This is a genomic window from Chryseobacterium sp. 14P4.3.2, from assembly GCF_057799275.1.
Genome location: NZ_JBYOKO010000018.1, coordinates 58,467 through 85,432, shown reverse-complemented (window position 1 = coordinate 85,432; position 26,966 = coordinate 58,467). Strand labels below are relative to the sequence as shown.

Below are 26,966 nucleotides of genomic sequence, written 5' to 3'. Positions count from 1 at the left end.
TAATGATTTTCCGGGTCAGCCGCAAAAGCTGATACAACGTTTTTTGAACCGCAAATGTATGAACACTTTTATCCCTTTATTAGTGGATGATAATATAGATATTTCATAAAAACTGGATCTGTTTATTTTTGTTCATAAAAGCAAAGGTTGTTTTTATTTTATAAGCTTCTGAGCTCTTTTCAGGTTATCTGAAGCCTGCAGGATCTTATTTTTCAATATTGGATTATAATTCGGATTTTGTAATAAAAACTGGTTGACCATATCCAGAGCTTTTGGGTTTTGGTAAGCTCCTAATGTGGAACGGAGCCAGTTATCCGGGAAGAAGATATCTCCCGTTTTTTGAATCTCCTGCAGCAGCTCTAAAGTCTTTGGAACGTAATTAACAGAAGTCTTCTGTCTCAAAGGATGATGCAGATAAGTAAGAGAGGCACCCACTGCAGACTCATTGGATCTGTTTTGTTTTTCTGAAAGACCATTAAAAAATTCATCACGGATATCTTTGTCCGAAGAAGCTGCTTTCATAATGATTTTAAAGCGATTTATCCTGTCCGGGTTTTTTATTCTCGTTAACTGTTCCTGTAGCAAAGAATTGTTATCATTATTCCGAAGTGATAAAGCAAGCGCTAGATTGGTAAAGTCTTCATCATTGAGAGATACATCTTGTGGCGGAGTCTGGGATTTCCAGATCGCATATAGGTTGTCATATGCCTTTGAGGATTGAAAAATCCCCTGATAGCAATCGAATAAAATTTTCTTATTATTTTTTGCTGTCTGTACCTGTAATGCTTTCCATACTGTATTTTCCAGGTTTTCAGAAACTTCAGTTCTTTTATTTTCTGGTAAAAAGCTCCAGTATACTGCAGAAATATAACCGGTAATAAGACGGAGATTCAGTTCTGAAGTTTCATTTTGCAGCTGTCCGGTAAAGAAGTCCAATAGTTCCTGGGCTGATGCTCCTGTACCGCCCAACATATTTTCGTATAAAGAAATGTAAGCACTGGCACGGTTTATCGGATCCTTTACTATAGAAAATTCAGACATTGCAGATTTATCAATCCCGAATACCCCATATCCAATCCCTGAAGAATTCTGCAGGACGAACAAAGGTTTGCTCTTTCCTTTTAATTCCAGAATTTCCTTCTGCGCTCCTGATAATTTAACATCAACTTTCTCGACTGTTCCAAGGTAAAATAAACTTATCTGAAACTCCTGTGGCCACACTTTCTGCTCTTTTCCATATTCTGGATGCTGGGAAACGGTAAATGTTTCTATCTTGTCACCTTTATATTTTATGTTGTAATCCACAACAGGTCTACCCGGATCATTAACCCAGACTTTGTTCCAGTTTTGCAAATCCTCCTTAGTATGCTTATCAAGAATATCAATCAGATCCGGCCAGGTTGCATTGCTGTAAGCATATTTTTTAAGATATTCTTCAATTCCTTTTCGGAAATCTTCTTCACCAATCAATAATTCCAGCTGGCGCATCATAATGGGGGCTTTATTGTAAATGATAGGCCCATACATCATCCCTGCATTTTGAAGGTTATCCAGAACCTGTCTGATCGGGTTCGCTCCCAAAGTACGGTCTACAGAATAGGCCGCAGGAAAATGGGTGGTTAAAAATTTAAGATCATAAACTGCTTTGTCCGAAGCCGCTCCTGTACTTTTATCGGCCATAAAGTTTGCAAAAACCTCTTTCATCCAAACATCATTAAACCAATCCATCGTAACCATATCTCCGAACCAGAGATGGGCAACTTCATGAGCAATAAGGTTTGAACGGTTATTGAGTTGGCTTTGTGTAGCACTTTTATCTAAAAACAGGGTTGAATTCTGAAATAAGATAGCACCTGGGTGTTCCATTCCTCCAAACTGAAAATCCGGTACCGCAACCATTCCATGTTTTTGGAAAGGATGCGGAATATGGGTCCATTTTGTAAAATAATCCAGTGAATTCCGGTAGAGGGTAAAAATAGAATCCATGCTGTTTTTTATTTTCACAGAATCTGTTTCACGGTATAAGAGTTTAGAATCCTGTTGATCTATTTTTTCTGTAAAGGTTTTAAAATCTCCTGCAGCAAAAGAAAACAGATAAGTAGGAATTACATCTGACTCCTTAAAATGGAGGATTTTTTTCCCTTGTTGTAAGGTTGTATTTTCAAGTTCTCCGTTAGCGATGGCACTCCATTTTTCAGGAATTGTTAATGTTAAAGAATAATTAGCTTTCAGATTAGGCTGATCAAAACACGGGAACATGGTTCTTGCACGATCCGGTACAAATAAAGTATAGAGATAGCCGTCACGTCTGTTTAATGCAGAATTTCCGGCAAGAAAAGTAAAATTGATCTGATTAAATCCTGATTTCAGGTATTTTGCATCAATAATGATATGTTCGTTTTCCAAAACCGGTGGAGTCGTCTGCCCGTTTACAGATACAGATATCAACGAGGCTGCTTCTTCTTTAAAATCGATTAATAAAGGTGCTTCGTTTTGTTTTTTATAATGGAAAGAAAGAACTTCTGCCCCTGATATTCTTTCTGATTTATTTTCAGGAATTTGCAGGTTAAGTTCATATTTAACAGTGCTTAATGTAGTTTTTCTCAACTGAGCCAATTCGTGTGACACTCCCGTTTCCGGTTTGGTCTGGAATTTTGTCTGTGCAAAATAACCACTGCTGAAAATAACAAAAGATAATGCTAGTACACCTGTTTTCATAGATCAAATATAAGAATTGAAAATGGAAATGGCATGTTTAATGCAAAGAGGAAACTTACATCAGTAATACTATATGGTAAGACCTAAAGATCTTCTTCAAAGAACTTTTCAAACTCGTTATCAAAAGAATTATCCATTTTATTTAATTCTTCAGATTATTTAGTCTTTAAAAGTTTAATTAAAAAGAAAATCCCAACGCTCAGCATGTGGATTCCCATGACAAGCAGCAGATAAAACCACCATACAAGACTCATCCCACCTCCACTTTTGAAAAATAAATTATAATACAAAAACGTACTGTACAACAAGAATACAACACTATTAATAACTCCAAAAAGTCTATTGACCTTAAAGGAAACAATAATAAACAGCAGGCAAATTATTGAAACTGCATATACAAGCTGATTATCATTCATCGTTTATTAATCTTTTCTTCTAAATAATAAGGCAAGTATACAGACAAATATCACATTTTACAAATATTATTTTACGGTTCAAAAACACCTGTTTTTCGGATGCAAAAATAGGAATGAACTGTCTGATATAGCTTTATTAAGCTTATTTGACTTTTAGTAGTTATATTTATTTATATTAGTTCCAAATAATTTAATTTCTTTCTATTTATTTTCATAAATATTTAATACTTTAGCTTAATAATTTAAACGAATGGGAATACTCCTTAAACCTATTGATGTAGTAGATGATATTTCACAAGAAGATTTTCGTGAAAAATATCTAAAGCCATGCAAGCCAGTGGTAATCAAGAATATGGCTAGGAAATGGCCTGCGTACCAAAAATGGACGATGGAGTACATGAAAGAGGTAGTAGGTGATGTTGAAGTGCCTTTATATGACAGTGCCAAAGCAGACCCTGCAGCTCCCATCAATACCCCGACCACCAAAATGAAGTTCGGTGATTATGTAGACCTTATCCAAAGAGAGCCTACAGATCTTAGAATTTTCTTTTTTGATCCTATAAAATTTGCTCCTAAATTATTGGATGAATATGTTCCTCCAAAAAATCTGATGGGAGGATTTTTAGATAAGTACCCAAGTATGTTCTTTGGAGGTAAAGGCTCTGTGACTTTCCTTCATTATGATATTGATATGCCTCATATCTTCCATACTCATTTTAACGGAAGAAAGCATGTTCTTCTTTTTGAATATAAATGGAAAACGCGTCTTTACAAACTTCCTTACGCAACTTATGCATTGGAAGATTATGATATAGCCAATCCTGATTTCGAAAAATTCCCGGCACTTGACGGAATTGAGGGGATTGAATGTTTTCTGGAACATGGGGATACGCTGTTTATGCCAACAGGATGGTGGCACTGGATGAAGTATCTGGACGGTTCTTTCTCTATATCCCTTCGTGCGTGGGACAAAAGCTGGGCTGTAAAGGCACATTCTCTTTGGAATCTTGCCGTTCAGCGTAACTTTGATAACTTCATGAAAGGCCGTTACAAAAAAAGATATATGGACTGGAAGGAAAGAAAAGCCGTTGAGAGAGCCAATATTGCTCTGAAAAAGGGTCTTCCAAAATAAAAAAGAAACGGAAAAAAATATCAGGTGCCTCATCTTAGTAAGATCAGGCACCTTTTTTAATATTCATCAGTTTTTATTTTACAGGCAATCTAAATTTTATTTAAATTGCATCATGAACACATTCTCTTAATACCCCGGTATCTATGTTCGAAAAATTAATTGACAGCTTTGAAAAACTTTGCCTGCAGATTATTATAGAAATTCTGCTGGTACCTGTTACTATTTTTAAATTGTTTCAGGCCCCCCATCGCTGTTATGAATTTTCGGTACATGAAATGGAAAAAGAGGAAACAGAACGGTTTCAGGATTACCTGTCCCCAATCAAGCTTTCTGTGTATACCTCTGTCATTGTTTCTGTATTGTTAATGGATTATAGCAATGAACAGAACTTTATTTCCAGAATCAAAGGACTGAGCATGGTAGAAAAAGCCCTGTTTATATTTCTTTTTAATAATATCACGGCAGTATTATTCAGTGTAATATTACTGGTCTATAAAAAAGAAAAGGTGAACACTTCTGCCTTCCGGACACTTCTGTTTTCTTTTATTTATACTACCGTGTATACTTCTACTCCATTTTTTATATTAATTATTTCAGCGATGTTTTTAGGGAAAACTATCAATGTACAGTCCTATATTGACCACTTTGCAACTGTGCAGACCTACGGAATCAGAGACTATGCATTCCTCGCAGTTTTCTTTACCTTTATTATCATAGGAATTATAGGACTCTTCAAGTTGTTTAAGGCGCTTCATTATATCCTGAAAGAAAACTTCCGCTACCATCCTTATGTTGTGTGGTTCTTTACTTTGCTTTTCTTTCTCGTACAGCTTTATTATACAGGAGGATTTATATAAAGTTCTTTCAGTGATGTACCGAATTCATTTTGAAAATGGATAATTTCAATTCTCAATTATTAGTTCTTAATTTTCAATTAAAAAATTTCTCTCATTTAGTTGTCACATTTTGCCTGATAACTTTGTCTTAAAAGAAATATTATGAAGGAAAATTACAGCAGGCTCCTGACCTATGCCTATAATATTACCGGTTCCTATGAAGATTCTCAGGATCTGGTACAGGATGTCATAGAAAAATATATTTCTTTAGATAAATCTGAAATTAGAAATGAGATTAATTTTCTGATTAAAAGTACGATTAATCATGCCATTAACTTTAAAAACCGGCATCACAAGAAAATGGTCTATGGAGAATGGCTCCCTGAACCTCTCTCTTTTGAAAACGCAGAAAACAAACTGATAAAAGAACAGACAGTCCGCTATACCCTGCTTGTTCTTTTAGAAAAACTGAATGCAAGGGAGCGTGCCGTTTATATACTCAAAGAAGCTTTTGACTATTCTCACAGGGAGATTGCAGAAACTCTTGCAATTTCTGTAGAAAATTCACGGAAGTTATTAAGCCGTGCCTCTAATCAATTGCAGGATATAAAGTATAAGCCGGATAATATCGGTACTGCTTCCGAGACAGAGATTCTTCAGAAATACCAACAGGCACTGAGTGAAGGAAATGCGACTGATATCGAGAAACTGCTTATTGATGATATAAAACTTTCAGCAGATGGTGGAAAACGCGTTCGGGTAATCAAGGCTGTAGAAGTTGGAAAATCGGCTGCAGCTCAGCTTTTAGCCTATGTACAGCAGCAATTTCTTGGCAACAAGCCCTATACTTTCCATATCTTTAATCATCAGCCCGCCATTTGCTTCTGGCAGAAAGACCGTATTTATAACTGTCACATTCTGGATATTGATCCAGAGGGTATGATCCGTGAAATCTATTCTATTGTGGATCCTGAAAAATTAAAAAAACTGCAATAAATGTCACATTTTGAAAAAGCAGTGTGTCTTTAAAGAAAAAAATATGAACACACTACTTAGAATCGACAGCAGCCTTAGAACAGAAAAATCTTACTCCCGTACATTAGGAGATTATTTTATTGAGCAGTGGAAAAGAAAGAACCCAGTTAATACCATTCTGGAAAGAGATCTTACCAGACAGCCTGTTCCTCATATCACCCAACAGACCGTGAATGCCTTCTTTAGTGAAACGCCTGATATGGAAAGCATTTGTTTCTCTGATGAACTGATCAATGAATTGTGTCAGTGTAAAGAACTCCTGATTACCTGCCCGATGTACAACTATGGGATTCCTTCTTCATTAAAAGCCTATTTTGACAGCGTTGTCAGAACGAAGAAAACATTTACAGGTTATAATAGCACCCGCAAAGGATTACTTGAGAATAAAAAGGCATATATCATCTCTTCAATGGGGGGCATTTCTCATGAAGTAAGAAATCCGCTGGAAATTCACATCACACAGCTTTTGAATCATATGGGAGTAACTGACATCTCTTATTTCCCCCTGGATGGTACTGTAGACGAGGCCAGAATAAAAGAAAAAATGATATTGCAACAAACTGAAATTTTAAAACAGCTGACAGCTAATGAGACAAAAGAGTACACCGCAATAATGTGACAAATTGATAATCAGCTTTTGAAAAAGAATATTCCGGACCATGATTGTATAAAAACGCAAAGAATGACTGTAAATCCTGCCATGGCAGGATTTATTTTTTTCCTCAGCTTTACGCCTTCATGAAGAATATGAGTTCAGTAACTACGAACTTACTGAAAAATTTGGCCAGGCTTTCAGGGAATTCCAGTCAGCATTCAAACCATAAAGGCAATTGCCATTGCTGAAACCTGCTTTTATTTCGGCTAAATCTACCCTATATTAACAAATATTAAAAAAACCTTAATTTACACTTCAACTGATTATCCAAACAGACGTTTAATTTTGTTCCAATTTAATCTATTATAAGTAAAGTGAAGAAAATTTTTACCTCTGTTTTGTTTTGTGCTTCTCTATTTTTCTATGCACAAACCGGTAGTGTTACCGGAAACATTAATGACGATGCTAAAATAGCCTTACCTGGGGCTAAAATCTCTCTAAGCCCCGGAAATATCTATACTACTTCTGATGAGCATGGAAATTTCGTTTTCCTGAATGTCCCACCCGGAAATTATACGATGAAGATTGACTATCTGGGCTATGGGACTCGTCAGTATAACGTTGTTGTAGAGCCCGAAAAAAACACCAGCCAAAATATTGTTTTTGATAAAAAAGAGACAAGCATTGGAGAAATCGTGGTTTCCGGAGCTACTTTAAAAAACCAGGCCAGAGCTTTAAACAAGCAGAAAAACAATGCCAATATCACCAACGTAATTTCTTCCGACCAGATAGGGCGTTTTCCTGACGCTAATATTGGAGATGCTTTAAAGCGTGTTCCCGGAATCACGATACAAAATGATCAGGGAGAAGCCAGAAACCTTATTATCAGAGGGCTTGCCCCGAACCTCAACTCTGTAACCCTAAATGGTGACAGAATTCCTTCTGCTGAGGGAGATAACCGGAATGTTCAGATGGATCTTATTCCTTCAGACATGATTTCCACTATTGAAGTGAATAAAACATTAACTCCCGACATGGACGCTGATGCCATTGGAGGATCTGTAAACCTGATCACAAGAGCATCTCCTAACGGGCAAAGAATTTCTGCAACATTAGCCGGAGGTTATAATCCCATCCGGGAGAAGGGAAATTATACAGCAGGTCTGGTATATGGAAACCGTTTTTTAAACAAAAAGCTGGGTGCTGTATTCAGTTTTTCTTATAACAACAATAATTTTGGTTCAGACAATATAGAACCTGTATGGAGCCAGGCTAACGATAAGGCGCAGACGGCCTATATAAGTAAAATGGGAGTCCGTCAGTACAATGAACACCGTATCAGACACAGCTTTGATCTTAATATGGATTATGAATTCAACTCCAAAAACAAGATCTACGCTTCGGCAATGTACAATTTCAGGAATGATAAGGAAAACCGTTTTGCGCTTGGATATAAAATAAAGCCAGTCTATAATGCTGATGAATCAGAGATCACAGACTGGAAAGGCAGCATCACAAGGCAAAATAAGGGTGGAAATTCAGACAATGACAATACGCGTCTTGAAAAACAAAAAGTACAGAACTATGCATTAAGAGGTGAACATTTACTGGGGTCTAAAATAGATCTGGACTGGTCCATGAATTATGCCACCGCCAGCGAAGACAAGCCTCACCAGCGTTATATAGAGTTTGAAAACAGCAAGATGAATTTTTCACAGGACCTTAGTGATCCCAGAAAACCTATGATCAATCTTCTTGCTCCGGATAATCCGGGAAGTTATAAGTTAAGTGATCTTTCAGATGCCAACAGCTTTACGCAAGAAAAAGAATTTGGTGCAAAGGTGAATGTACGCTTTCCCTTTTCTGTGATTGACGGCCAAAAAGGAAGAATCCGTGCCGGCTTGCGTATGCGTTTAAAGAATAAGGAAAGGGAGAATGATTACTACACCTTTACACCTGTCACAAATATGGGGAGCTTACTTTCTGTACCTACAGTATATTTCAATGGCAGCAATTTCCAGGCAGGAAACTATGTTCCGGGAACATTTGTGGATCCGTCTTATTTAGGCGGACTGGATCTTTATAATTCAAATTTATTCAATGGCAAACTAAAACCTTCTAAATTCCTATCAAGCAATTATACTGCAAAAGAGCAGATTTATGCGGGATATATCCGCTGGGATCAGGATTTCAACGATAAGCTTTCCATGATTATGGGAGCCCGTATTGAGACGACCCAAATTGATTACACCGGAAATTATGTAATGAACGAAAGTGATCTGGTAGGAAAGATCAACAATACCAACACTTATACCAATGTACTTCCTAACGTCTCTTTCAAGTATGTTCCTGTTCAGGATCTTGTACTTCGTGCAGCATTTACGACAGCTCTGGCCCGTCCTAATTATTACTCACTGGTTCCTTTCCTTAACGTAATTTCAGAAGACGAAGTCATCTCGGCCGGAAATCCGAATTTAAAAGCTACCTATGCCTACAATTTTGATTTTATGGCAGAAAAGTATTTTAAATCTGTAGGGATTCTTTCCGGAGGTGTTTTTTATAAAAATCTGAATAATTTTATTTATACCTATTCACGAAGAAATTATACGGCAACCGACTTTTCCAACGACTTCGCAGGTCAGTCCAACCCTATTCCCGGAGGAGAAAGCAACTGGAAATTCACTCAGCAGCGTAATGGTGATAATGTAGATATCTATGGTTTTGAAGTCGCTTTACAGAGGCAGATGGATTTTATTCCGGGAGCATTCTGGAAAGGTCTTGGAGTTTATGTCAACTATACCTACACCCATTCAAAGGCAAAAGGAATCACCAATGAAGAAGGGATTGAAAGAACAGATGTAGGATTTCCGGGAGCAGCTCCTCATATGTTCAACGGATCTCTTTCATGGGAGAACAAACGTTTTTCAGCCAGAGTTTCTATGAATTATGCGTCTTATTATATTGATGAATTGGGAGGTAAAGCTTTTGATGACCGCTATTATGACAAGCAGGTTTTTCTGGATGCCAATGCTTCGTATAAAATCACAAGCCAACTGAGAATTTTTGCAGAGGCCAATAATCTGACCAATCAGCCGTTAAGATATTACCAGGGAATTCAAAGCAGAACGGCACAGGCAGAATACTACAGACCGAGATTTACCATGGGTATAAAATTTGATTTTTAAAGAAACATGAAAAAGATAAATTATTACATAGCGGCACTGGCTCTCTTCCCTTTTATTATGAATTGTAAAGGACAGGAACAGTCGGTAGAAAAATTAAAACCAACAGTAATTACAGAAACTGTAGTTCATGATACCGATGATCCGGCAATATGGATCAATCCCACAGATCCTTCCAAAAGTATAATTATCGGTACAGATAAAGATACCAATGGTGGCCTCTATGCTTTTGACCTCAACGGTAAGATCGTTAATAAGGTTTTAGGTCTTAAGCGTCCTAATAATGTTGACATTGAATATGGCTTTGTTTTAAAGGGAAAGAAAACAGACCTTGCTGCTGTTACAGAACGTGAAACCAACAAGGTCAAGCTTTATGCTCTTCCTGAACTGAAGGAAGTAGGTGAATTTTCTGTATTCGACGGAGAGGCTGAACGTGGTCCCATGGGAATTTCAATGTACAAAAACAGTAAGACAGGAGATATTTTCGCTGTTGTGGGAAGAAAATCAGGCCCTAAAGATGGTTACCTGTGGCAATATAAACTTTCTGAAAAAAATGGAAGCATCACCGGAGAAGTTGTCCGTAAGTTTGGAAAATACAGCGGGCTGAAAGAGATTGAAAGCATAGCTGTAGATGATGAAATGGGATATATCTATTATTCTGATGAGCAGTTTGGCGTTCATAAGTATTATGCTGATCCGGCAAAAGGGAATGAAGAGCTTCTGGTTTTCGGAAATAGTGATTTTAAATCTGATGTGGAAGGAATTTCAATCTACCCCACTTCTGAAAAAACGGGATATATTCTGGTTTCCAATCAGCAAAATGATACGTTTAATGTGTATTTAAGAGAGAATCCGGCAAAAGGAAGAATTGCAGAAATTCCTGTTTCTACTCTCGAAAGTGATGGTTCTGAAGTGACTTCTGTTAATTTAGGTCCGAAGTTTCCGAAAGGCGTATTTGTTGCGATGAGCAATGGCAGGGTATTTCATTTTTATGACTGGAGAATTATTGAAAAAAAGATTCAATCTGCGGTAAGAGCAGCTAAAAAGTCAAAATAAATTTTATTTAAACCATTAGGAAAGCTAAGAGATATGCTACAGGCATTGCCAATACAAACCGAAGCAATTTCTTACCGGTCTGACTTTTCTTAATGGTTTAATTTTTTGATCCTACCGGATATGTTTTCTCAGAAACTCTGCAGTAAATGATGTTTTATCCTTTAATAATGCTTCCGGGGTTCCTTCAAACAGTACTTCTCCGCCATACTTTCCGGCACCGGGGCCCATATCAATAATCCAGTCGGCCTGTGCAATAATGTCGAGATTATGTTCTATGACAATCAATGTATTATTCTGATCCACAATAGTATTAAAAAAGGTTAATAATTTCTGTGTATCACTTGGATGAAGCCCGGTACTCGGTTCATCAAGAATAATAGTCTGATGGGTACTTTTCAATTCTTTGGTTAATTTCAGACGCTGTCTTTCACCTCCTGAAAAATGATCCAGCCTCTGCCCCAGGGTAAGATAATCCAACCCCAGCTGAATCAGCAAATCAAAATTTTTGAGAATAGACTGTTCTTTAAAAAAATGACTGGCTTCATAAACGGTCATATCCATAATTTCTACAATTGTTTTTCCGTTGTACAGGTATTTTAATGCTTCAGGAGTGAATCCCGAACCACCACAAACTTCACAAGGCTGCTCAATATTATCCATAAAAGCAAGATCAATTCTCTCCACTCCCAGTCCTTTGCAGTTTTTGCATGCTCCTTCACTATTTCTGCTAAACAGTTTGTCGGAAACATGATTAGACCGGGCAAAAAGTCTGCGTACAATATCTGATATCCCAAGGTAAGTAAGTAAATTAGAACGGGCACTAGCTGCAGACAATGACTGATCTATTATGGTTACATCAGGATAAAAATCCGGTAAAATGCGATTGATTAAGGTGCTTTTCCCTGATCCTGCCACTCCGGTAACCACTGTCATTACCCCGGTCGGAATATGAACCGTCACATTTTTGAGGTTATAGAGACTGGCATTTTTAATTTCCAGATAGCCTAAAGGGCTTTTAAATTTTTGTTTGATAAATGGCCTCTTGGAAAAATATATTCCCGTCTTACTTCCAGACATTTTTAAGTCTTCAAATGTCCCTTCATATACCACTTCCCCTCCATTCCTTCCAGAACCGGGTCCTATATCAATAACCCAGTCTGCCATTTTAATCAGATCGGGGTCATGTTCCACAATTAAAACAGAATTCCCTTTATCCCTGATTTGCTGAATGATAGACGCAATATTTTCCAGATCTTTTGGATGAAGTCCAATACTGGGTTCATCAAAAATGTATAAGAGATCCACTAAACTATTTCCTAGACTGCGTACCATTTTTATCCGCTGAGATTCACCTCCTGAAAGCGAATTTGTATTTCTGTCAAGGGTCAGGTACTGCAGTCCGATGGTCATAATATTCTGAAGTTTTACCGCAAGCTCGCTGATAATTATGTCATATGGATGTGAATCAAGAGAAGTAATAAACTCCAGTAATTCATCAACGGAAAGCGCTGTACAATCGGCTATACTTTTTCCTTTAATTTTACAGGATAATATTTTTTCATTCAATCGCTTTCCTTTACATATCGGACAGGTTCTGGTAATGGCCACATGATTCAGGGCATCTTTTCTTGTTATATTTTCTTTTGAATCTTTTTTCAGAAATGCTTTTTCAATTCTTGGAATAATGCCTTCATACTTTACGGTTTTCCCCCAATCTTTATGAGGATGCTGAGGTTTATGTTCTGCTGCATTTAATAGCATTTCCCATTCTGAAGGGGTAAAATCTTTCAGCTTTTTATCATTATCAAAATAGCCGGATTGGGTGTATCTTGTTAATCTCCAGCCACCAGGTTGAAAGGTAGGAAATAGAACAGCTCCCTCATGTAAAGATTTATTACGGTCAATTAAAGTATTGATATCCAGGGTCTGGATAAAGCCTAACCCTTCACATTCGGGGCACATTCCCTGCGGATTATTGAACGAAAAAACATTGGAATATCCTACAAACGGTTCTCCCATTCTTGAAAACAAAAGCCTTAAAGCAGCAGATACATCCACTGCTGTCCCCACGGTAGATCTTACATTTCCGCCCAGCCTTTTCTGATTGATCATAATAGGAACATTAAGATTTTCAATTTTATCTACATCCGGAAGGCCATAATGCTGCAGCCGGTTTCTTATAAAACTATTCTGAGTTTCATTAATTTGCCGTTGAGCTTCTGCCCCGATAGTCTCAAAAACCAAAGAAGATTTTCCTGAACCTGATACTCCTGTAAAAACTACGATCTTATATTTTGGAATTTTTATGGAAATATTTTTGAGATTATTTTGCCTGGCATTTGTAATTTCTATATTTTTCATTTTTTAAATGATTAACTCTGTAAATTATTAACCAAGTTAAGTATAATTATTATGAAATCTATTGAAAAAGAGTTTTTTAACACATTTACTGATTTTCAGTGTCTCATTCTGGCGCATATGAACAGAGGAGATATTAACGGGGTCACAGCAGCTCATTATAATATCATTGAATTTATTTTGCGGAAAGAGGAAGCAACAGGAACAGAAATTTCATTGGCATTCAATATCAGCCAGGCTGCTATTTCAAAACAGCTGAAGTTCCTGATCAATCATGATTTCATCATTCAGAAACAGGATGAAACCGACCGCAGAAAATTCAACCTCTCTGCCACAGAAAAAGGACGGTTTGTTATAGAAAATTCAGAAACATTCAGGAAAAATATTACGAAGCAGACTGCGGAAATACTAAGCTCTGCAGAACTGGAAAATCTTAATAATCTGCTGGGTAAAGTTTTACATCATATCAAATTCTGATTATGCCTATTCTGGAGAGTACGCTACCCAAAGAGGGATCAGTTCTCCCGCAATGTCAGAAATACTATTTATAAGTTCCAAACAGCCTGTCCCAGATGGATGTGTAAAAACCAAAGTTTTTAGTCTCATCCAAATGATGCAGGTTGTGAAATCTTGTAGTCCCTACAAAAAAACGGTCAAACTGAGCGGGAAAAAACTCTCTGTTCAGATGACCTATAGTTCCCCAAATCAGATTGATCAGTAAATAGACAGAAATTGCAACAACAGAAAAATCATAGCACATTAATACCACCAGCATCATCAACCCAAAACCGACAGTTTCAAATGGATGAAGAACAAAAAGACTCAAATAATTGGTACTTACATGTTCATGATGCTTTCCGTGCAATAGTCTGTATACAAAAGGTAAATGAGCTGCATAATGAAAGAAATACATTAGAAAATCCATCACAAGCAGCAATGCGATTACTTCAAAAACAATAATACCTGCTGAAAGATTACTTCCAGGTTCAAGCCAGCCATTTTTCCATAGAAAAACACCCAGCAGCATCACCAGACTGTTGCAGGCTACTGTAAAAAGGCTGAGATAAAAATCTGATTTTGAAACAGGGTGATTTTTTTCCTGCAATAAATTTTTACGGCATGTTTTATCAATAAATAAATACAGTCCTATTGAAAAGAGATACAACAGGATATTGATTATAAAGCTAAATATAATCCATTGTGGCCATGAAAACTGCCAAAACAGGTTGATATAATCAGAAAGCTCGGTTGTATTAAAATTCATAATTCCGTTATCAGGCAGGTAATACCCCTTCTTTAAAGTTTAAAATTTTAAAATCTGCGATATCAAAGTCTATTGTTTCATCATTATTGGTAAAAACAACGGTCTTCATTCCTGCTTCTTTGGCCGCCCGTAATCCTGAATGACTGTCCTCAATAGCAATACAATGTTCAGGAGATACCCCCAGCTTTTTTGCTGAAGTAAGATATACAGCAGGATGCGGTTTCCCCTGCGCTTCAGATTCTGATGAATGCACGCTGTCAAAAAGTTCCCGAACCTTTAGTTTGTCCAGGACAGCATCGGCAACCTTCAAAGGGGCATTGGTTGCTAGGCCTACCTTATATTCTTTATTTTTAAGATTTTTAATAAATTCCTGTATACCGTTCATGGTACAGTCTTCAGTTTGTATAAATTCGATCACCCTTGATACTACCTGCTGCTCTACATAAGAGACATTCAGGTTTTCCCATGGAAATTTCTCATACCAGAATTTCGTCACCTCTTCGGTTGTCATATACTTGGTCTGTGCAGCCAGCTCATCTGTAACCTGTACGCCATATGATGAAAATACGTCCAGTTCCGCCTTTGCCCAGAACCTTCGGAATCTACAAGAACTCCATCCATATCGAATATTACTGCTTTCAATGCCATCTTGTTTAAATGAAATAGTATATGTAATGAATTATTGACTGATTTTATACACACAGCGCTGTCCACCGGAAATAATGTGATCTACCCTTTCTACTCTATATTCCTTTCCAATCAGTGATTGGAAATTAGATAATTCTGCACGGCAAAAACCCTGGCATTCTGTGGCAGCAGCACATATCGGGCAATGATTTTCGATAAGAAAATATTCTTCACCCTCCTTTTTCCATTCTGCCATATATCCTTCTTTACTACGTACTTCTGTGAGAACTTCCAGACGCTGTTCAAGAGATTTCGTCCTGGAAAGTGCTTTTTCATACCGCTCATGCGTGTTCTTCTCCCGGTCAGTGATCAGAAGCTCCAGTGCATTTTCTCCTAAAAGTTTTTTTACAGACTTCAGAATTTCAACCGTTACTTCTGCATGAGTATCCGGAAACTGAGCCAGTCCCTTTTCAGTAAGCGTATAATAAGTCGTAGGTCTGCCAACACCCTCGCTCTTCACAGACGGCTGGATGAACCCTTCTTCAGCAAGATTCAGTAAATGTTTTCTCGCACCCTCTTTTGTAATAGACAGTTCTGCAGAAATAAGAAGTGATGTAGCCTCTCCCCTCATCTTCAGAAACATCAGGATGCGGTCTGCTGCGGGCTTCTTCATTTGACAATATTTTGGTTGTTTTATTTTTCAACAACAAATATAGTCATTTTCTATAATCTTTAAATTATGAGCGTAAATCAATTATTCACAATGCATTATTTATCATTTCAAACAAACTAATAAAACAACAAATTAGTTGTTTTATATAAATATAGTGTTATCTTTGCGATACATTAATTAAAAAAATAAATACAATGGAACCATTTACACTTCCCCTTTTACCGTATGCTTATGATGCTTTGGAGCCGTTTATAGATAAAGAAACCATGACTATCCACCATCTGCGTCATCACCAGGCTTATATTGATAACTTAAATGCAGCATTAGCACAAACCAATGAAACGCATCCTGATCTTGATTCATTATTGCAAAGAATAAGTGAATATAGTCCTGCAGTAAGAAATAACGGCGGAGGTCATTTCAATCATTCTTTATTCTGGGAAATTCTTTCTCCGCAGCCAAAATTAAATCCTGAAGGCCCTCTTAATGATGCTATTATCTCAACTTTCGGAAATCTTGAAAACCTTAAAGCAGAGATGAAAAAAATAGGTCTTAGCCAGTTCGGTTCCGGATGGGTATGGTTATTTGTAAAATTCAATGGTTCTCTTGCGGTGAGCTCTACTCCCAACCAGGATAATCCCATGATGGACGTTCTTACGATGAGCAGAGGCTTTCCTATTCTTGGGATCGATGTATGGGAACATGCTTATTATCTTCATTATCAAAATAAAAGAGCAGACTATGTGGATTCATTCTGGTCTGTACTGGACTGGTCTTCTGTTGAAAAGAAATACGAAGAAGCACTCTCTAAAGTAAGATAATTAACTACAGTTATGAATCAGGAAACTTTCATCAATAAAGCAAAGACTTCAGGCATTATTGCACTTGATCTTTTAGACTACAGACCTACTACAGAAATTGTGGAACTGGATATCAAAGATTATCTTTTTATGGGAATGATTGTCAAGGAGAAGGAGTTTAAAGCATCCATTGCAGAAGCAGACTTTTCTGTATACAATGAAAAAGCAGTAGGAATCATTTGTTCTACGGAGGCTATTATTCCGCCGTGGGCTTATATGCTGCTAATGGAGAAACTAACTCCCTATGCCGCCTATGCGGATTTAAACAATGCCGAAAAGATTCTGCTTGATCTCTGGAAGCGCCGTCTTATCTATGCGGATATGAAGCATTTTAAAAATCAGAAAGTAGTTGTAAGAGCGGGCACAAGCTATGATCCTTCGCTTTATCTGCTTGCGGCAGGACTTCTGAAACCTCTGGTCAAAAGTCTGATGTATGGTGAAATAGGCTTACCAAAAGTAATTTTTAAAAGATAAAAAAATGAAAGCAATCATATTTAACGGGTCACTGGAAAGAAGAACCGAATCCACATCCGGGCTTATTTCAGGATATTTTGCAGAGCGCCTCAAAATACTGGGAATTCATACTGACATTTTTACCCTAGCTGATTCCGGAATTCCTTTATTTGATGTAACCCTTACCAAAACTCCTTTGGCCGTAGAACGCATGACTCAGTTATTCCGGGATGCTGATGTCCATTTCTGGCTGGCTCCTCTTTACCACGGAAGTATTCCGGGGGTTATGAAAAACTGTCTGGACTGGCTTGAAGTGACAGCTAACAGCTACGAGCCTTATCTTACAGACAAAACAATAGGTTTGGTGTGCTGGGCAGATGGTTTACAGGCTATGCAGGGAATCAATACAATGGATTCTGTTGCCAAATCATTACGGGCATGGCCTCTGCCCTTCAGTGTACCTATTATTAAAAATTCTTTGCTGGACAGTGATCATATAAAAATATCATCTCTTTACGCTGATAAATTTGACAAACTTATCAATATTGCTACCACTAAGAAAATAGAAAAAATTACCATAAACCACTCTTAAAATGATAGAAACGGACATATTGATTATTGAAGCCGGACTTCTAAAAATACGCTGCTGATCCTATGAAGAATGAAATTACCATCACCGTCACAGATCAGGAAGGAAACACGCACGTCCTGATCTGCCCCACAAATATGGGACTCACCTTAAAGGATATGTGTAAAGCCTATGATCTCCCTATGGAAGCGATGTGCGGAGGAATGGCCATGTGTGCCACCTGCCACTGCTATATTCCTGATGATACAAAAGCACTATCTGAAAAAAATGATATTGAAGAAGCCCTTCTTTCTGAACTTTTCAACACCAACGAAAACAGCAGGTTAGCCTGCCAGATCTATCTTACCGCTCAGATGGATGGACTTTCTGTACAAATTGCTTCAGATTAACAGATAAAAGTAAAAGTTTGCACAGTTTATGATGTATATAAATTGTTGAAAATGCTTTAATTAAGTTGAATAGGGATTTCCGCAACAGAACTTGTTAAGAGAAATTCCTTTTACTGGAATCTTAAAATAAAATAATATGGCTATAAAAATAACAGATGCCTGCATCAACTGTGGAGCCTGTGAACCGGAATGCCCCAATTCAGCTATTTATGAGGGGGCTATCGACTGGCGTTGGCAGGACAAAACAAAACTTTCCGGTCATATCACTTTTCCGGATGGCTCTGAAGCAGATGCCAATGCCTTTAATGAGGCGGTATCGGATGATGTTTATTATATCGTATCAGGAAAATGTACGGAGTGTAAAGGTTTTCATGAAGAGCCACAATGTAAAGCGGTATGTCCTGTAGACTGCTGTGTTGATGATCCTGACCATCGGGAAACGGAAGAGGTGCTGCTGAACCGGAAGAACTTCATGCATAATTCTTAAACTTTTTAGGGTATCCGCCACTTAAAATAATGGTGTAACAAGGTCTGAATATTTACTACTAATCGGGAAGCAAAATATCATTAATAATTTTAACACCCTATTATAAATTATGAAACAGATATTATTTTTTCTCACTTTATTACCTGCTTTATTTTCTGCACAGACAGATATCACGGAAATCAAAAAAGAATATATACAGCTTTTGGAAAAGTCCGGTTATGGCAATAATCCGGCAGCCGGCAAGTATTATGAAGTCAATGGTATAAAGATGTATTGTGAAACGTATGGACAGGGGCAGCCTTTACTCCTTATCCATGGAAACGGAGGCTCAATTGTTGATTTTTCTAAACAAATTCCTTTTTTCTCAAAAAATTATAAAGTAATTGTTGCTGACAGCAGAGCACATGGAAAATCAATAGACAGAGGAGATGCTCTTACCTATGAAATGATGGCGGATGATTATGCTGAACTGCTTCAAAAAATGAAGATTGATTCAGCTTTTGTCATTGGCTGGAGTGATGGCGGGATTAATGGTCTGCTGCTAAGCATCAGGCATCCTGAAAAGGTAAAAAAGCTAATTATTACCGGAGCTAATCTGCGTCCGGATTCAACTGCAGTACAGTCAGATGTTTTCAAAAGGGTAAGTTCCAATTATACAAAATTTAAAGATCAGTTTGCTAAAAACAAGAATAAAACTGACCTGGATTATATGGTTCTCAAATACAAAAGGTTATTAAGTGAACAACCTAATATAGACCACAGAGCTTTACACAATATTAAAATTCCGGTTCTGGTAATAGGAGGAGATTATGATGTCATAAAACCGGAACATACGCTGGAAATTTTCAGAAATATTCCCAGAGCCAACCTTTGGATCCTGCCTAATTCCGGCCACAGTACTTTAGTGGTTTATACAGATGAGTTTAATACCAAAGCTGATATCTTCTTTAATACAAAATTCAGAAACATAAGAGACCGTGACCGTGAGTTTTGATCTTAAAAGCATATCAGCGATTGTGGTCGGTAAACCTTTACCATCAGTGAATGCATTTTGCAGCTTTATATTTAAATTTCTATTTATCAATTAAGGCGGGTTAAAACCCGCCTTAATTATATAAGATGATCCACTTGTCTTTACCCAAAATCTATTGTGTTTTGATCTCCAGATATATTTTTCGAGTAAAAGGAGTCTCTATTCCAAGTTCTCTGCCATATTTTAAAATTGCTCCGGCAAATAATTCCAGTTCGTTATCTTTCTTCCCGGAATGAACATCCAGTTGTAAAGAGGTAGGGGTTTCAAAAGGAAACGCAGCGGCCTTTTCAAAAGTTGCTTCAATAATATCCGGATGAAGTTCAATTCCTTTTTTGTCGGTAATCAATTTCATCTCTTTCATAATTTCTGTTGCTTCCTGCTTTTGCAGATTGTCAGTACAAACAGTTCCAATCGATGAATTATGCTTTGCAGTTACCAGACCAAAACTTGCAATAAAGAAAAATTTGGTCCAGATATCTGTCAGAGAATTATCTTTAAAATCAAAATCAATTTTACTCTCCTGAAGTAAATTTATAACCCAGTCCACATCAGCGGAAAAATGCTCAGGATCTCTCCCTGCAATCACTTTTCCTGCTTTTCCTTTATGTTCTACTATTCCTCTTTCTTTAATATGGGAAGCCACATAAAGGCAGGTTGGTAATATTGTATGATCAGGAATTATTTTACGGATTCTGTCATAGATATCGGCTCCGTTCATCATAGGAAGCAATATTGTGTCATCCTGAATCACCTCTGCGAGCTGTCTGCAGACGTTCTCCAAATCATATTCCTTCACGCAGATAAGTACCAGATCCGGATTGCTAACGTCACTGATATTCTTTTCTAAAGCATTGGGGTAAGTATGATCTACGGAATGTTCCGGAGATAAAAGAACCAGTCCGTTTTCTTTTACTTTATCATAAGTTTCTCCCCTGGCCACGAAAGTAACTTTATATTTCCCGGAAGTTTCATTGATCTGATTTATTTTAAAGCCGAAATATCCGCCTACACCACCCAATCCAACAACCACAATATGTTTTTTATTCATTACATTATTTTTAACAAAGATGGAGGAGAAATTTTAAACTATCACTTGACAAATGAAAAGAAATTATATTTTCTTAATCTCTCTTCTGATGCGGCTCAGCGAACTGTCTTTTATTCCCAGATAAGACGCAATGACTTTCAGAGGAACGTAGCGGAAAATATCCGGATCCTTCTTCATCAGGTTAGAATATCTTGTGGAAGCTTTCTGACTGGCCATTTCAATCAGTCTGTCATGAATATTATGATAATTGAGCACAAAAAGAAGCCTGCTGAACTCTCTGAATTCCGGAACAGTATGGAAATTATTCTGAACATTCTCAAGACCCGTTTCCCAGAACGTACAATCTGTAACCGTTTGGTAGATTTCTTTGGTAGGCTGCTGTCTGAAAAAGGATAAAAAATCATTTACAAAACACGGTGCAGCATAAATATTGGTGGTGATCTCCTCATTATCTTCATTGAGGATGTATGAACGTACATATCCTTTTTCCAGAAAGAACGTTCTTGTACTGATAGTATTTTTATCCAGCAAAACAGCATTTGCTTTGAGTTCAAAACAATTGAATGTCTGTGTAATCTGCTCTACAACCTCATCCCTGATACTAAATAACGAATGAAAATAATTGTTTATTGATGATTTATCCATTGTATTGTATGGTTCAGTCTAATTTCACAGCCGTGGATGCTATAAAAGTTGGCAAATATTTATCAATTAAGAATCTGAAATGAGACCATTCATTCGGTTCCAGTGCCTGCTTGTTCCAGGCAGATTCATTATGGTGTAAAAAATCTACTGTTTCTTTTTTCATATTATTCTTTTTCATTCGGCATTATAAAACATTCTACAATGCATTACTTCATTCAAATATAGGTACTTTAAAGCTGACTAACACAGGGATTTTGTATTTTTGGGCATAAACTATAAAAAACAAAATCCTTTAAAATCTATATTTCAAAGGGTTTTAAAAATGTATTTCAATTAAAATATCTTAATCTTCAGTCATTAATTATTAATAGATAACCAGATCTGCGACCTCCTGATATTCTTCTTATTCAGCTTCAGGCTGTTTATCTTTATGAAAAGACTCTTTTTTAAATTTTGATGATGTTCTGATTATATTGACGATTAATAAAAGCAAGGGTTTAGAAATACGGAAAATTTCAGCTATTTTTTCAGTGTGTCTAAGTCACTATTTTTAACATTCAAAAGTAGAGACAAAAACTTGAACGCCTTCATAAAAACCAAATCAAAATACTGATAAACAACATTATACAATTTAAACACATAAAATATCATTCATTTTTCATTTTATTTCAAACAACATATTTCATCCCGATTTTGAACATTTTTAAAAGGATTTTGGTAAGAACCGGGATTGGTAAAAGGTTTAAATTTGTACTACTGATGAAGAAGTCTTTTCACATATCAATTATTTTTCTGCTAATCCTGTTTTCTACTGCAAAAATGGGATTCACCAGGAATAGCAAAGATCATATCAGTGCGTCTTCTTCTGAAAACCAAATAGGTCTGAAATCATCCGAATCTGTTCGGCAGCACGATATACTGTTCATGGCTTCTCTTGCAGAAAATGATTTTGATATTGATAAGACCTTTTTCGATCTCCCTTTTACTCTTTTTGAAAAAGATACACTTTCATGGAGATCAAAATTCAATTCTAATCCGGTAATAAGTTCTGCTTCAGAATTTATACACCATTACCATCTTCCCAGATATCTTTTATTCCACAATTTAAAAATCAGGATTTCTGATTTCAACTTTTCTCTGTAAGCTCCATGTAATGGATTATTTACAGCCAAATTCTTATTAAGGTTATCTGAAAAATTCCGGATAATCAGTTTCACCTATAAAAATATAAGCTATGCATGAATTAAGTATAGTGAAGGATATTTTTGACACTTTGGAAGAACATTATGACGCTAAAGCAGAAGATATTCAGAAGGTTCAGGTTACGGCAGGACTTTTATCTAACGTACAACCTGTCCTGATCCAGAATGCATTTGATGCATTCATTACCGCTCATCCCCACTATCAGGAAATGGAACTCGAAGTTCTCGTCAACGAAATTATTGCACACTGTGACCGGTGTGAAAAAGACTTCCAAGTCAGGTACCACAGGTTTGTGTGTGATGACTGCGGAACGGCCTCTGCCAATATTGTTCAGGGTAATGAACTCTTTATTTCAAAAGTAATTTTTAAACAAAAAAATCATTAAAATATGTCAACAGCTAACCCAAAAAGTTTAGGAAACCGTGTAGGATCGGTTCAATGTGATAATACTACACTTCATTTATTAAAGGCTAATGATTTTGTAGCCAAAGCCATAAGAGAACGTTTGAAGAACGTTTGTGTCATCAATGTTTGTTCATCTCCCGGATCCGGAAAAACAACACTGATGCAGGAGACAGGAAAGCGTCTTGCCCAGGATCTCAACATATCAGTTCTTGTAGGTGACCCTGAAACAGAACGTGATGCCATTAGAATGCGTGAAGTTGGAATAGATGCACTTCAGATCGTAACAGGAGGAATGTGCCATATTGAAGCACAAATGATCTTACAGGCCCTGGATCATATCAATCTGGACGGAGTAGATCTGTTATTTATAGAAAATGTAGGAAACCTTCTTTGTCCTTCTGCATTTGATCTTGGAGAAGATTACCGGGTAACACTTCTTGCTTCTACTGAAGGAGATGATAAGCCTAAAAAATATCCGCGTATGTTTTTAACCAGCGAGCTGATGCTTGTTTCTAAAGCTGACCTGCTGCCTTATGTCCCATTCTCTGTGGAAGCGGTAACAAAAGATGCCCACGAAGTGAATCCTAACCTTGAAGTGATCACTATAAGCACCTTAAACGGAGACGGAATAGACGAATGGTGCAGCTGGCTGAAAGAAAAAGTAAGATTAAAAAAAGAAAATGCTGTCCAGGAAGCTTAATATATGAATACAATACAGCCAATCGTAATAGATGATGTGAAAACAGGAGAAAATCCGAATGATTCTTATCCTGATATTCTGGAACTCGAATGGTTTGAAAATAAAAAGCAAAAATTAACCCGGATTACCAGATCCGGGATAGTTTTAGAGCTGAGATTAGGCAACCTTAAGGAATGGCAGCAGGGAGATCATTTATATTGTAATGGGAAACTAGCCGCTGTAATTACGATCAAACCCTGTCTTACCATATGTTTTTCTGCAAAAAATGATACTGAAGCTGCAGACTTCTGCTACTTTATCGGCAATCAGCATCTTCCTGTATTTTTAACCTCAAACCAGCAATTTGCAGTTCCTTATGACGGACGTCTGTATGAACAGCTATCGTTCAGGTATGGTGAACGCATTGAGCTTACAGACACACAGCTGCTATCTCATCAGTCACTTCGATATCTGGTAAAAAATAAAACACATGAAAATTAAAAATCTTTTTATTACAAGCTTTTCTGCGGTTATATTAATGCTGCAGAGCTGTAATAACCCAAAAAATTCGGGTAATAAAGAAACCTCAGCCAATACCGAAGTCACCGCAACAGACAGCAGAGGAAAAACAATAATCCTTCCCCACGAAGCAAAGCGCGTTGTAGTTTTATACAATGCCCTTGTAGATGATGTTTATATGCTTCAGGCAGGTGAAAAAATTGTAGGAATTCCTCAGCAGATTTATGAAATGGAAGACACTTACAACTTTCTGTCCAAGCTGGATGACCGGATTAAAAATAAAAGCATTCCCACACCCACTTTCGGAGGACAATCCAGCAATGCAGAAAGTATTGTTGGGCTCCAACCTGATTTGGTACTCACATTCAATACAGATCAGGATAATATTACCCAAATTGAAAATCTGGGAATTCCTGTATTTACTTTTTCTTCTTTAAACGATGAAAAAATTCTTGATGAGCTGAAAAATGTAGGGAAGCTGCTTGGAAAGCAAAAACGCGCAGAGGAAATTACGAGATACGTTTCTGAAGAAGTAAAAAAAATGAGAGCCTCCAGAGAAACTTCTCCGAAAAAAATTTATTATGCCTGGTCAAAAGGACGTATTATGTCTACTTCAGGAAAAGGAAGCCTGATTGATATGGCTATTACATTATCAGGAGCCCAAAATGTATGTCCGGTTCCCGTAGAAGCACCTAATATCAGCGCAGAAACCATGTACAAATGGAACCCTGATCTGATTGTTCTATGGAATTCCAAACTGTCGGACGTTTACAGCCTGAAGGAGCTGGCAGCTCTCCCAGCCGTAAAAAATAAGCAGGTCTTCGTAATGTCACCATCATTCCCATATGATCCGCATACTGTGAAGTTTATGCTGTTTGCGAAACAGCTTCGCCACTGGTGTATGCCGGAGTATACACAGGAACAGCTGGATCAGGATGTAAAAAAAGCTTTTGAAGTAATCTATGGAAAAAAAGGGTTGATCTGATGATAAAGAGCGTTAAAAAAGGAGCTTTACTGATCCTATTACCTATTATCCTGTTATGTATCTCACTGATCATAGGCTCCAGCCAGAATATCGGTTTTGGAGAACTATTTCATCATATAGCTCTGGAATTAGGTATTTCTAAAGACGATCTTGTCCTACAGGGAAGTCTGCCTACAATCCTGTGGCAGGTCCGTCTACCCCGGATTATTCTAACTTTTCTGGTGGGGGCTTCTCTGGCTTCTTCCGGAGGAGTATTGCAGGCTGTTTTCAGAAATCCTATTGTTGACCCGTTCACTCTTGGAATTTCTTCAGGCTCCGCATTTGGCGCTGCATTAGCGATGTTATTCCCTGTTATGGCAGTCAATACTTCGGCGTTTATTTTTGGAGTCATCGCTGTGGCAGTTACCTACCTTGTATCTTATGCCGGAGCCAAAACCTCCATTGTAAGTATGGTTCTTGCAGGAATGATTGTGTCAGGAGTGTTTACTGCTTTACTGACGGTGTTACAATACCTGAGTGATCCTTATAAATTACAGGCTATTATACAGTGGACCATGGGAAACCTGCACACAGCTTCATGGCAGAAAGTACATACTGCAATATTTCCTGTTCTTATTGGTCTTTTTATTATCATTATTCTTCGCTGGAAGCTCAACCTTTTAGCTTTGGGAGATCAGGAGGCAATGGCTGTTGGAGTTAATCCGACAGTGTTGAAACTGATCCTGATGGCAGCAGCAACCATGATTACGGCATCATCAGTAGCGGCCGTAGGAGTGATCAGCCTGTTTGGGTTAATTGTCCCTCACATCAGCAGAATGATTTTCGGGCCAAACAATTCCATTACAGTTTGGGCCAATATAAGTATCGGAGGAACTTTTTTACTGTTAATTGATGATTTTTCACGTACAGCGATGCCCTTTGAAATTCCGATCGGAGTGTTTACTATGATTATAGGAGCTCCTGTTTTTATTTATTTAATGCGTCGAAACGCCATAAACTGGAACTCATGAACAATATTATTTCTATAGAACAGCTTTCTTTCGGTTATGGAAAAGATGAAGTCCTGAAGAATGTAAATGCTCAATTTCAAAAGGGTAAACTTTCTGTCATTCTTGGAAGAAACGGAAGTGGTAAATCTACTTTATTCAAGATCATTGCCGGGCTGGAAAAGCGCTATCGGGGCAATATCCGGATCGGAGATAAGGAGCGTCGAAAAATTAAAATAGGAACTTCAAAACCGATCCGTCTGGGATTTTTAAACCAAATCCATCAAACTACTTTTCCATTCACTGTTTTTGATGTGATATTAACCGGCAGGGCCACTTTTTCAAGATTTTCTCCCCAAAAACAGGACTATAAAGAAGTTGAGAATATCCTGCAGAAATTTAATTTAATCCATTTAAAGGATAAACCCTATACCTCTCTTTCCGGTGGAGAGCGTCAGCTGGTACTTTTATGCCGGGTAATGGTTCAGAAACCTGATGTTCTGATGCTTGATGAACCTACCAATCATCTGGATCTGCATTATCAGGTATCCGTTCTGGAAGCCATCCGCCAGCTGGTGAATGAGGGAACTACAGTTTTGTGCGTGATGCATGATCCTAATCTCGCTTTTCTTTTTGGAGATGATTTTTTTGTAATGCACCACCATGAACTGACCCCTGTTCAATCACTGGAAAAAGACGTGCTGAAAAAGCTTCTGGAAGATACCTACCAGGTTCCTTTATCCGTATCCGACAACCAGGGAAGCCCAATATTCACACCTCAATTAAAATAGAA

The 26,966-nt window shown here is 37.4% G+C and carries 29 protein-coding genes; 20 read left to right on the top strand and 9 right to left on the bottom strand.

The annotated features are described in order from the left end of the window. Positions 1-153: 153 nt before the first annotated feature. The gene (locus tag AC27VX_RS20685; protein WP_488697685.1) at positions 154-2,718 is read right to left on the bottom strand and encodes a M1 family metallopeptidase; all 2,565 of its coding nucleotides are present in this window, start codon (positions 2,716-2,718) and stop codon (positions 154-156) included. A gap of 666 nt (positions 2,719-3,384) precedes the next feature. On the opposite strand from AC27VX_RS20685, the gene AC27VX_RS20680 reads away from it, so the two are divergent. The 6 genes from AC27VX_RS20680 to AC27VX_RS20655 all read left to right on the top strand — a co-directional run bounded on the left by AC27VX_RS20680 (position 3,385) and on the right by AC27VX_RS20655 (position 10,970). Further along, positions 3,385-4,266 (top strand): cupin-like domain-containing protein, encoded by an 882-nt coding sequence (locus tag AC27VX_RS20680; RefSeq protein ID WP_236858797.1) that lies wholly within the window; start codon positions 3,385-3,387, stop codon positions 4,264-4,266. Positions 4,267-4,409: 143 nt separating this feature from the next. Continuing rightward, on the top strand, positions 4,410-5,123 hold the full coding sequence (locus AC27VX_RS20675; protein ID WP_488697683.1) for a hypothetical protein: 714 nt from the start codon (positions 4,410-4,412) through the stop codon (positions 5,121-5,123). Positions 5,124-5,264: 141 nt separating this feature from the next. Then, positions 5,265-6,098, top strand: a complete 834-nt coding sequence (locus AC27VX_RS20670) for a sigma-70 family RNA polymerase sigma factor (protein WP_488697681.1) — start codon at positions 5,265-5,267, stop codon at positions 6,096-6,098. 43 nt (positions 6,099-6,141) lie between these two features. Further along, on the top strand, positions 6,142-6,756 hold the full coding sequence (locus AC27VX_RS20665; RefSeq protein ID WP_488697679.1) for an FMN-dependent NADH-azoreductase: 615 nt from the start codon (positions 6,142-6,144) through the stop codon (positions 6,754-6,756). Positions 6,757-7,106: 350 nt separating this feature from the next. Beyond that, positions 7,107-9,917: a TonB-dependent receptor gene (locus tag AC27VX_RS20660; protein WP_488697677.1), complete on the top strand. Its 2,811-nt coding sequence runs from the start codon at positions 7,107-7,109 to the stop codon at positions 9,915-9,917. A 6-nt stretch (positions 9,918-9,923) separates the two neighbouring features. After that, positions 9,924-10,970 carry a phytase gene (locus tag AC27VX_RS20655; protein WP_488697675.1) on the top strand — a complete coding sequence of 349 codons (1,047 nt, stop codon included), beginning with the start codon at positions 9,924-9,926 and terminating at the stop codon, positions 10,968-10,970. 111 nt (positions 10,971-11,081) lie between these two features. On the opposite strand, the gene AC27VX_RS20650 is transcribed toward AC27VX_RS20655, so the two are convergent. Continuing rightward, complete coding sequence (locus AC27VX_RS20650) at positions 11,082-13,331, bottom strand: ATP-binding cassette domain-containing protein (RefSeq protein WP_488697673.1); 2,250 nt, start codon at positions 13,329-13,331, stop codon at positions 11,082-11,084. Between the two features lie 51 nt (positions 13,332-13,382). Between AC27VX_RS20650 and AC27VX_RS20645 the strand changes: the two genes are divergently transcribed. Next, positions 13,383-13,805: a MarR family winged helix-turn-helix transcriptional regulator gene (locus AC27VX_RS20645; RefSeq protein WP_488697671.1), complete on the top strand. Its 423-nt coding sequence runs from the start codon at positions 13,383-13,385 to the stop codon at positions 13,803-13,805. 64 nt (positions 13,806-13,869) lie between these two features. Here the strand turns inward: AC27VX_RS20645 and AC27VX_RS20640 are convergent, their stop codons facing one another. The 4 genes from AC27VX_RS20640 to AC27VX_RS20625 are packed head-to-tail and all read right to left on the bottom strand — an operon-like array spanning position 13,870 to position 15,892. Continuing rightward, positions 13,870-14,592 carry a sterol desaturase family protein gene (locus AC27VX_RS20640; protein ID WP_236858789.1) on the bottom strand — a complete coding sequence of 241 codons (723 nt, stop codon included), beginning with the start codon at positions 14,590-14,592 and terminating at the stop codon, positions 13,870-13,872. A gap of 10 nt (positions 14,593-14,602) precedes the next feature. Next, entirely contained in the window at positions 14,603-15,103 is a 501-nt protein-coding gene (locus tag AC27VX_RS20635; RefSeq protein ID WP_488697669.1) for an HAD-IA family hydrolase, read from the bottom strand. Then, positions 15,100-15,234 (bottom strand): hypothetical protein, encoded by a 135-nt coding sequence (locus tag AC27VX_RS20630; protein ID WP_488697667.1) that lies wholly within the window; start codon positions 15,232-15,234, stop codon positions 15,100-15,102. Before AC27VX_RS20630 ends, AC27VX_RS20635 begins: the two co-directional genes overlap by 4 nt. Positions 15,235-15,271: 37 nt before the next feature. Beyond that, the gene (locus AC27VX_RS20625; RefSeq protein WP_236858787.1) at positions 15,272-15,892 is read right to left on the bottom strand and encodes a helix-turn-helix transcriptional regulator; all 621 of its coding nucleotides are present in this window, start codon (positions 15,890-15,892) and stop codon (positions 15,272-15,274) included. A 194-nt stretch (positions 15,893-16,086) separates the two neighbouring features. Between AC27VX_RS20625 and AC27VX_RS20620 the strand changes: the two genes are divergently transcribed. The 6 genes from AC27VX_RS20620 (at position 16,087) to AC27VX_RS20595 (ending at position 19,664) form a co-directional block, all read left to right on the top strand. After that, entirely contained in the window at positions 16,087-16,713 is a 627-nt protein-coding gene (locus AC27VX_RS20620) for a superoxide dismutase (protein ID WP_236858786.1), read from the top strand. A gap of 12 nt (positions 16,714-16,725) precedes the next feature. Beyond that, positions 16,726-17,226, top strand: a complete 501-nt coding sequence (locus AC27VX_RS20615) for a DUF2480 family protein (RefSeq protein ID WP_236858785.1) — start codon at positions 16,726-16,728, stop codon at positions 17,224-17,226. Between the two features lie 4 nt (positions 17,227-17,230). Continuing rightward, on the top strand, positions 17,231-17,797 hold the full coding sequence (locus AC27VX_RS20610; RefSeq protein WP_488697664.1) for an NADPH-dependent FMN reductase: 567 nt from the start codon (positions 17,231-17,233) through the stop codon (positions 17,795-17,797). 62 nt (positions 17,798-17,859) lie between these two features. Then, positions 17,860-18,183 carry a 2Fe-2S iron-sulfur cluster-binding protein gene (locus AC27VX_RS20605; RefSeq protein WP_488697662.1) on the top strand — a complete coding sequence of 108 codons (324 nt, stop codon included), beginning with the start codon at positions 17,860-17,862 and terminating at the stop codon, positions 18,181-18,183. A gap of 136 nt (positions 18,184-18,319) precedes the next feature. Beyond that, complete coding sequence (locus tag AC27VX_RS20600) at positions 18,320-18,670, top strand: 4Fe-4S dicluster domain-containing protein (protein ID WP_236858782.1); 351 nt, start codon at positions 18,320-18,322, stop codon at positions 18,668-18,670. Between the two features lie 109 nt (positions 18,671-18,779). Then, entirely contained in the window at positions 18,780-19,664 is an 885-nt protein-coding gene (locus tag AC27VX_RS20595; protein WP_488697660.1) for an alpha/beta fold hydrolase, read from the top strand. Positions 19,665-19,815: 151 nt separating this feature from the next. On the opposite strand, the gene AC27VX_RS20590 is transcribed toward AC27VX_RS20595, so the two are convergent. The 3 genes from AC27VX_RS20590 to AC27VX_RS20580 all read right to left on the bottom strand — a co-directional run bounded on the left by AC27VX_RS20590 (position 19,816) and on the right by AC27VX_RS20580 (position 21,559). Then, positions 19,816-20,751 carry a ketopantoate reductase family protein gene (locus AC27VX_RS20590; protein WP_488697658.1) on the bottom strand — a complete coding sequence of 312 codons (936 nt, stop codon included), beginning with the start codon at positions 20,749-20,751 and terminating at the stop codon, positions 19,816-19,818. A 63-nt stretch (positions 20,752-20,814) separates the two neighbouring features. Then, on the bottom strand, positions 20,815-21,396 hold the full coding sequence (locus tag AC27VX_RS20585) for a Crp/Fnr family transcriptional regulator (RefSeq protein WP_236858779.1): 582 nt from the start codon (positions 21,394-21,396) through the stop codon (positions 20,815-20,817). Between the two features lie 13 nt (positions 21,397-21,409). After that, positions 21,410-21,559 (bottom strand): hypothetical protein, encoded by a 150-nt coding sequence (locus tag AC27VX_RS20580; RefSeq protein ID WP_488697656.1) that lies wholly within the window; start codon positions 21,557-21,559, stop codon positions 21,410-21,412. Between the two features lie 596 nt (positions 21,560-22,155). Here AC27VX_RS20580 and AC27VX_RS20575 point away from each other — a divergent pair. From AC27VX_RS20575 to AC27VX_RS20545, 7 genes are all read left to right on the top strand, one after another. Next, on the top strand, positions 22,156-22,539 hold the full coding sequence (locus AC27VX_RS20575; RefSeq protein ID WP_488697654.1) for a hypothetical protein: 384 nt from the start codon (positions 22,156-22,158) through the stop codon (positions 22,537-22,539). 91 nt (positions 22,540-22,630) lie between these two features. Further along, a complete protein-coding gene (locus tag AC27VX_RS20570) occupies positions 22,631-22,984 on the top strand; it encodes a hydrogenase maturation nickel metallochaperone HypA/HybF (protein WP_488697652.1) in 354 nt (117 codons plus the stop codon). Between the two features lie 3 nt (positions 22,985-22,987). Next, on the top strand, positions 22,988-23,704 hold the full coding sequence (gene hypB / locus AC27VX_RS20565; RefSeq protein ID WP_488697650.1) for a hydrogenase nickel incorporation protein HypB: 717 nt from the start codon (positions 22,988-22,990) through the stop codon (positions 23,702-23,704). A 3-nt stretch (positions 23,705-23,707) separates the two neighbouring features. After that, positions 23,708-24,184 carry an urease accessory protein UreE gene (locus AC27VX_RS20560; protein WP_488697648.1) on the top strand — a complete coding sequence of 159 codons (477 nt, stop codon included), beginning with the start codon at positions 23,708-23,710 and terminating at the stop codon, positions 24,182-24,184. Next, a complete protein-coding gene (locus AC27VX_RS20555) occupies positions 24,174-25,187 on the top strand; it encodes an ABC transporter substrate-binding protein (RefSeq protein ID WP_300689437.1) in 1,014 nt (337 codons plus the stop codon). The genes AC27VX_RS20560 and AC27VX_RS20555 overlap by 11 nt, the downstream gene beginning before the upstream one ends. Then, a complete protein-coding gene (locus AC27VX_RS20550) occupies positions 25,187-26,197 on the top strand; it encodes a FecCD family ABC transporter permease (protein WP_488697646.1) in 1,011 nt (336 codons plus the stop codon). Before AC27VX_RS20555 ends, AC27VX_RS20550 begins: the two co-directional genes overlap by 1 nt. Then, positions 26,194-26,964, top strand: a complete 771-nt coding sequence (locus tag AC27VX_RS20545) for an ABC transporter ATP-binding protein (RefSeq protein ID WP_300689442.1) — start codon at positions 26,194-26,196, stop codon at positions 26,962-26,964. Before AC27VX_RS20550 ends, AC27VX_RS20545 begins: the two co-directional genes overlap by 4 nt. The last annotated feature ends 2 nt before the right edge of the window (positions 26,965-26,966 follow it).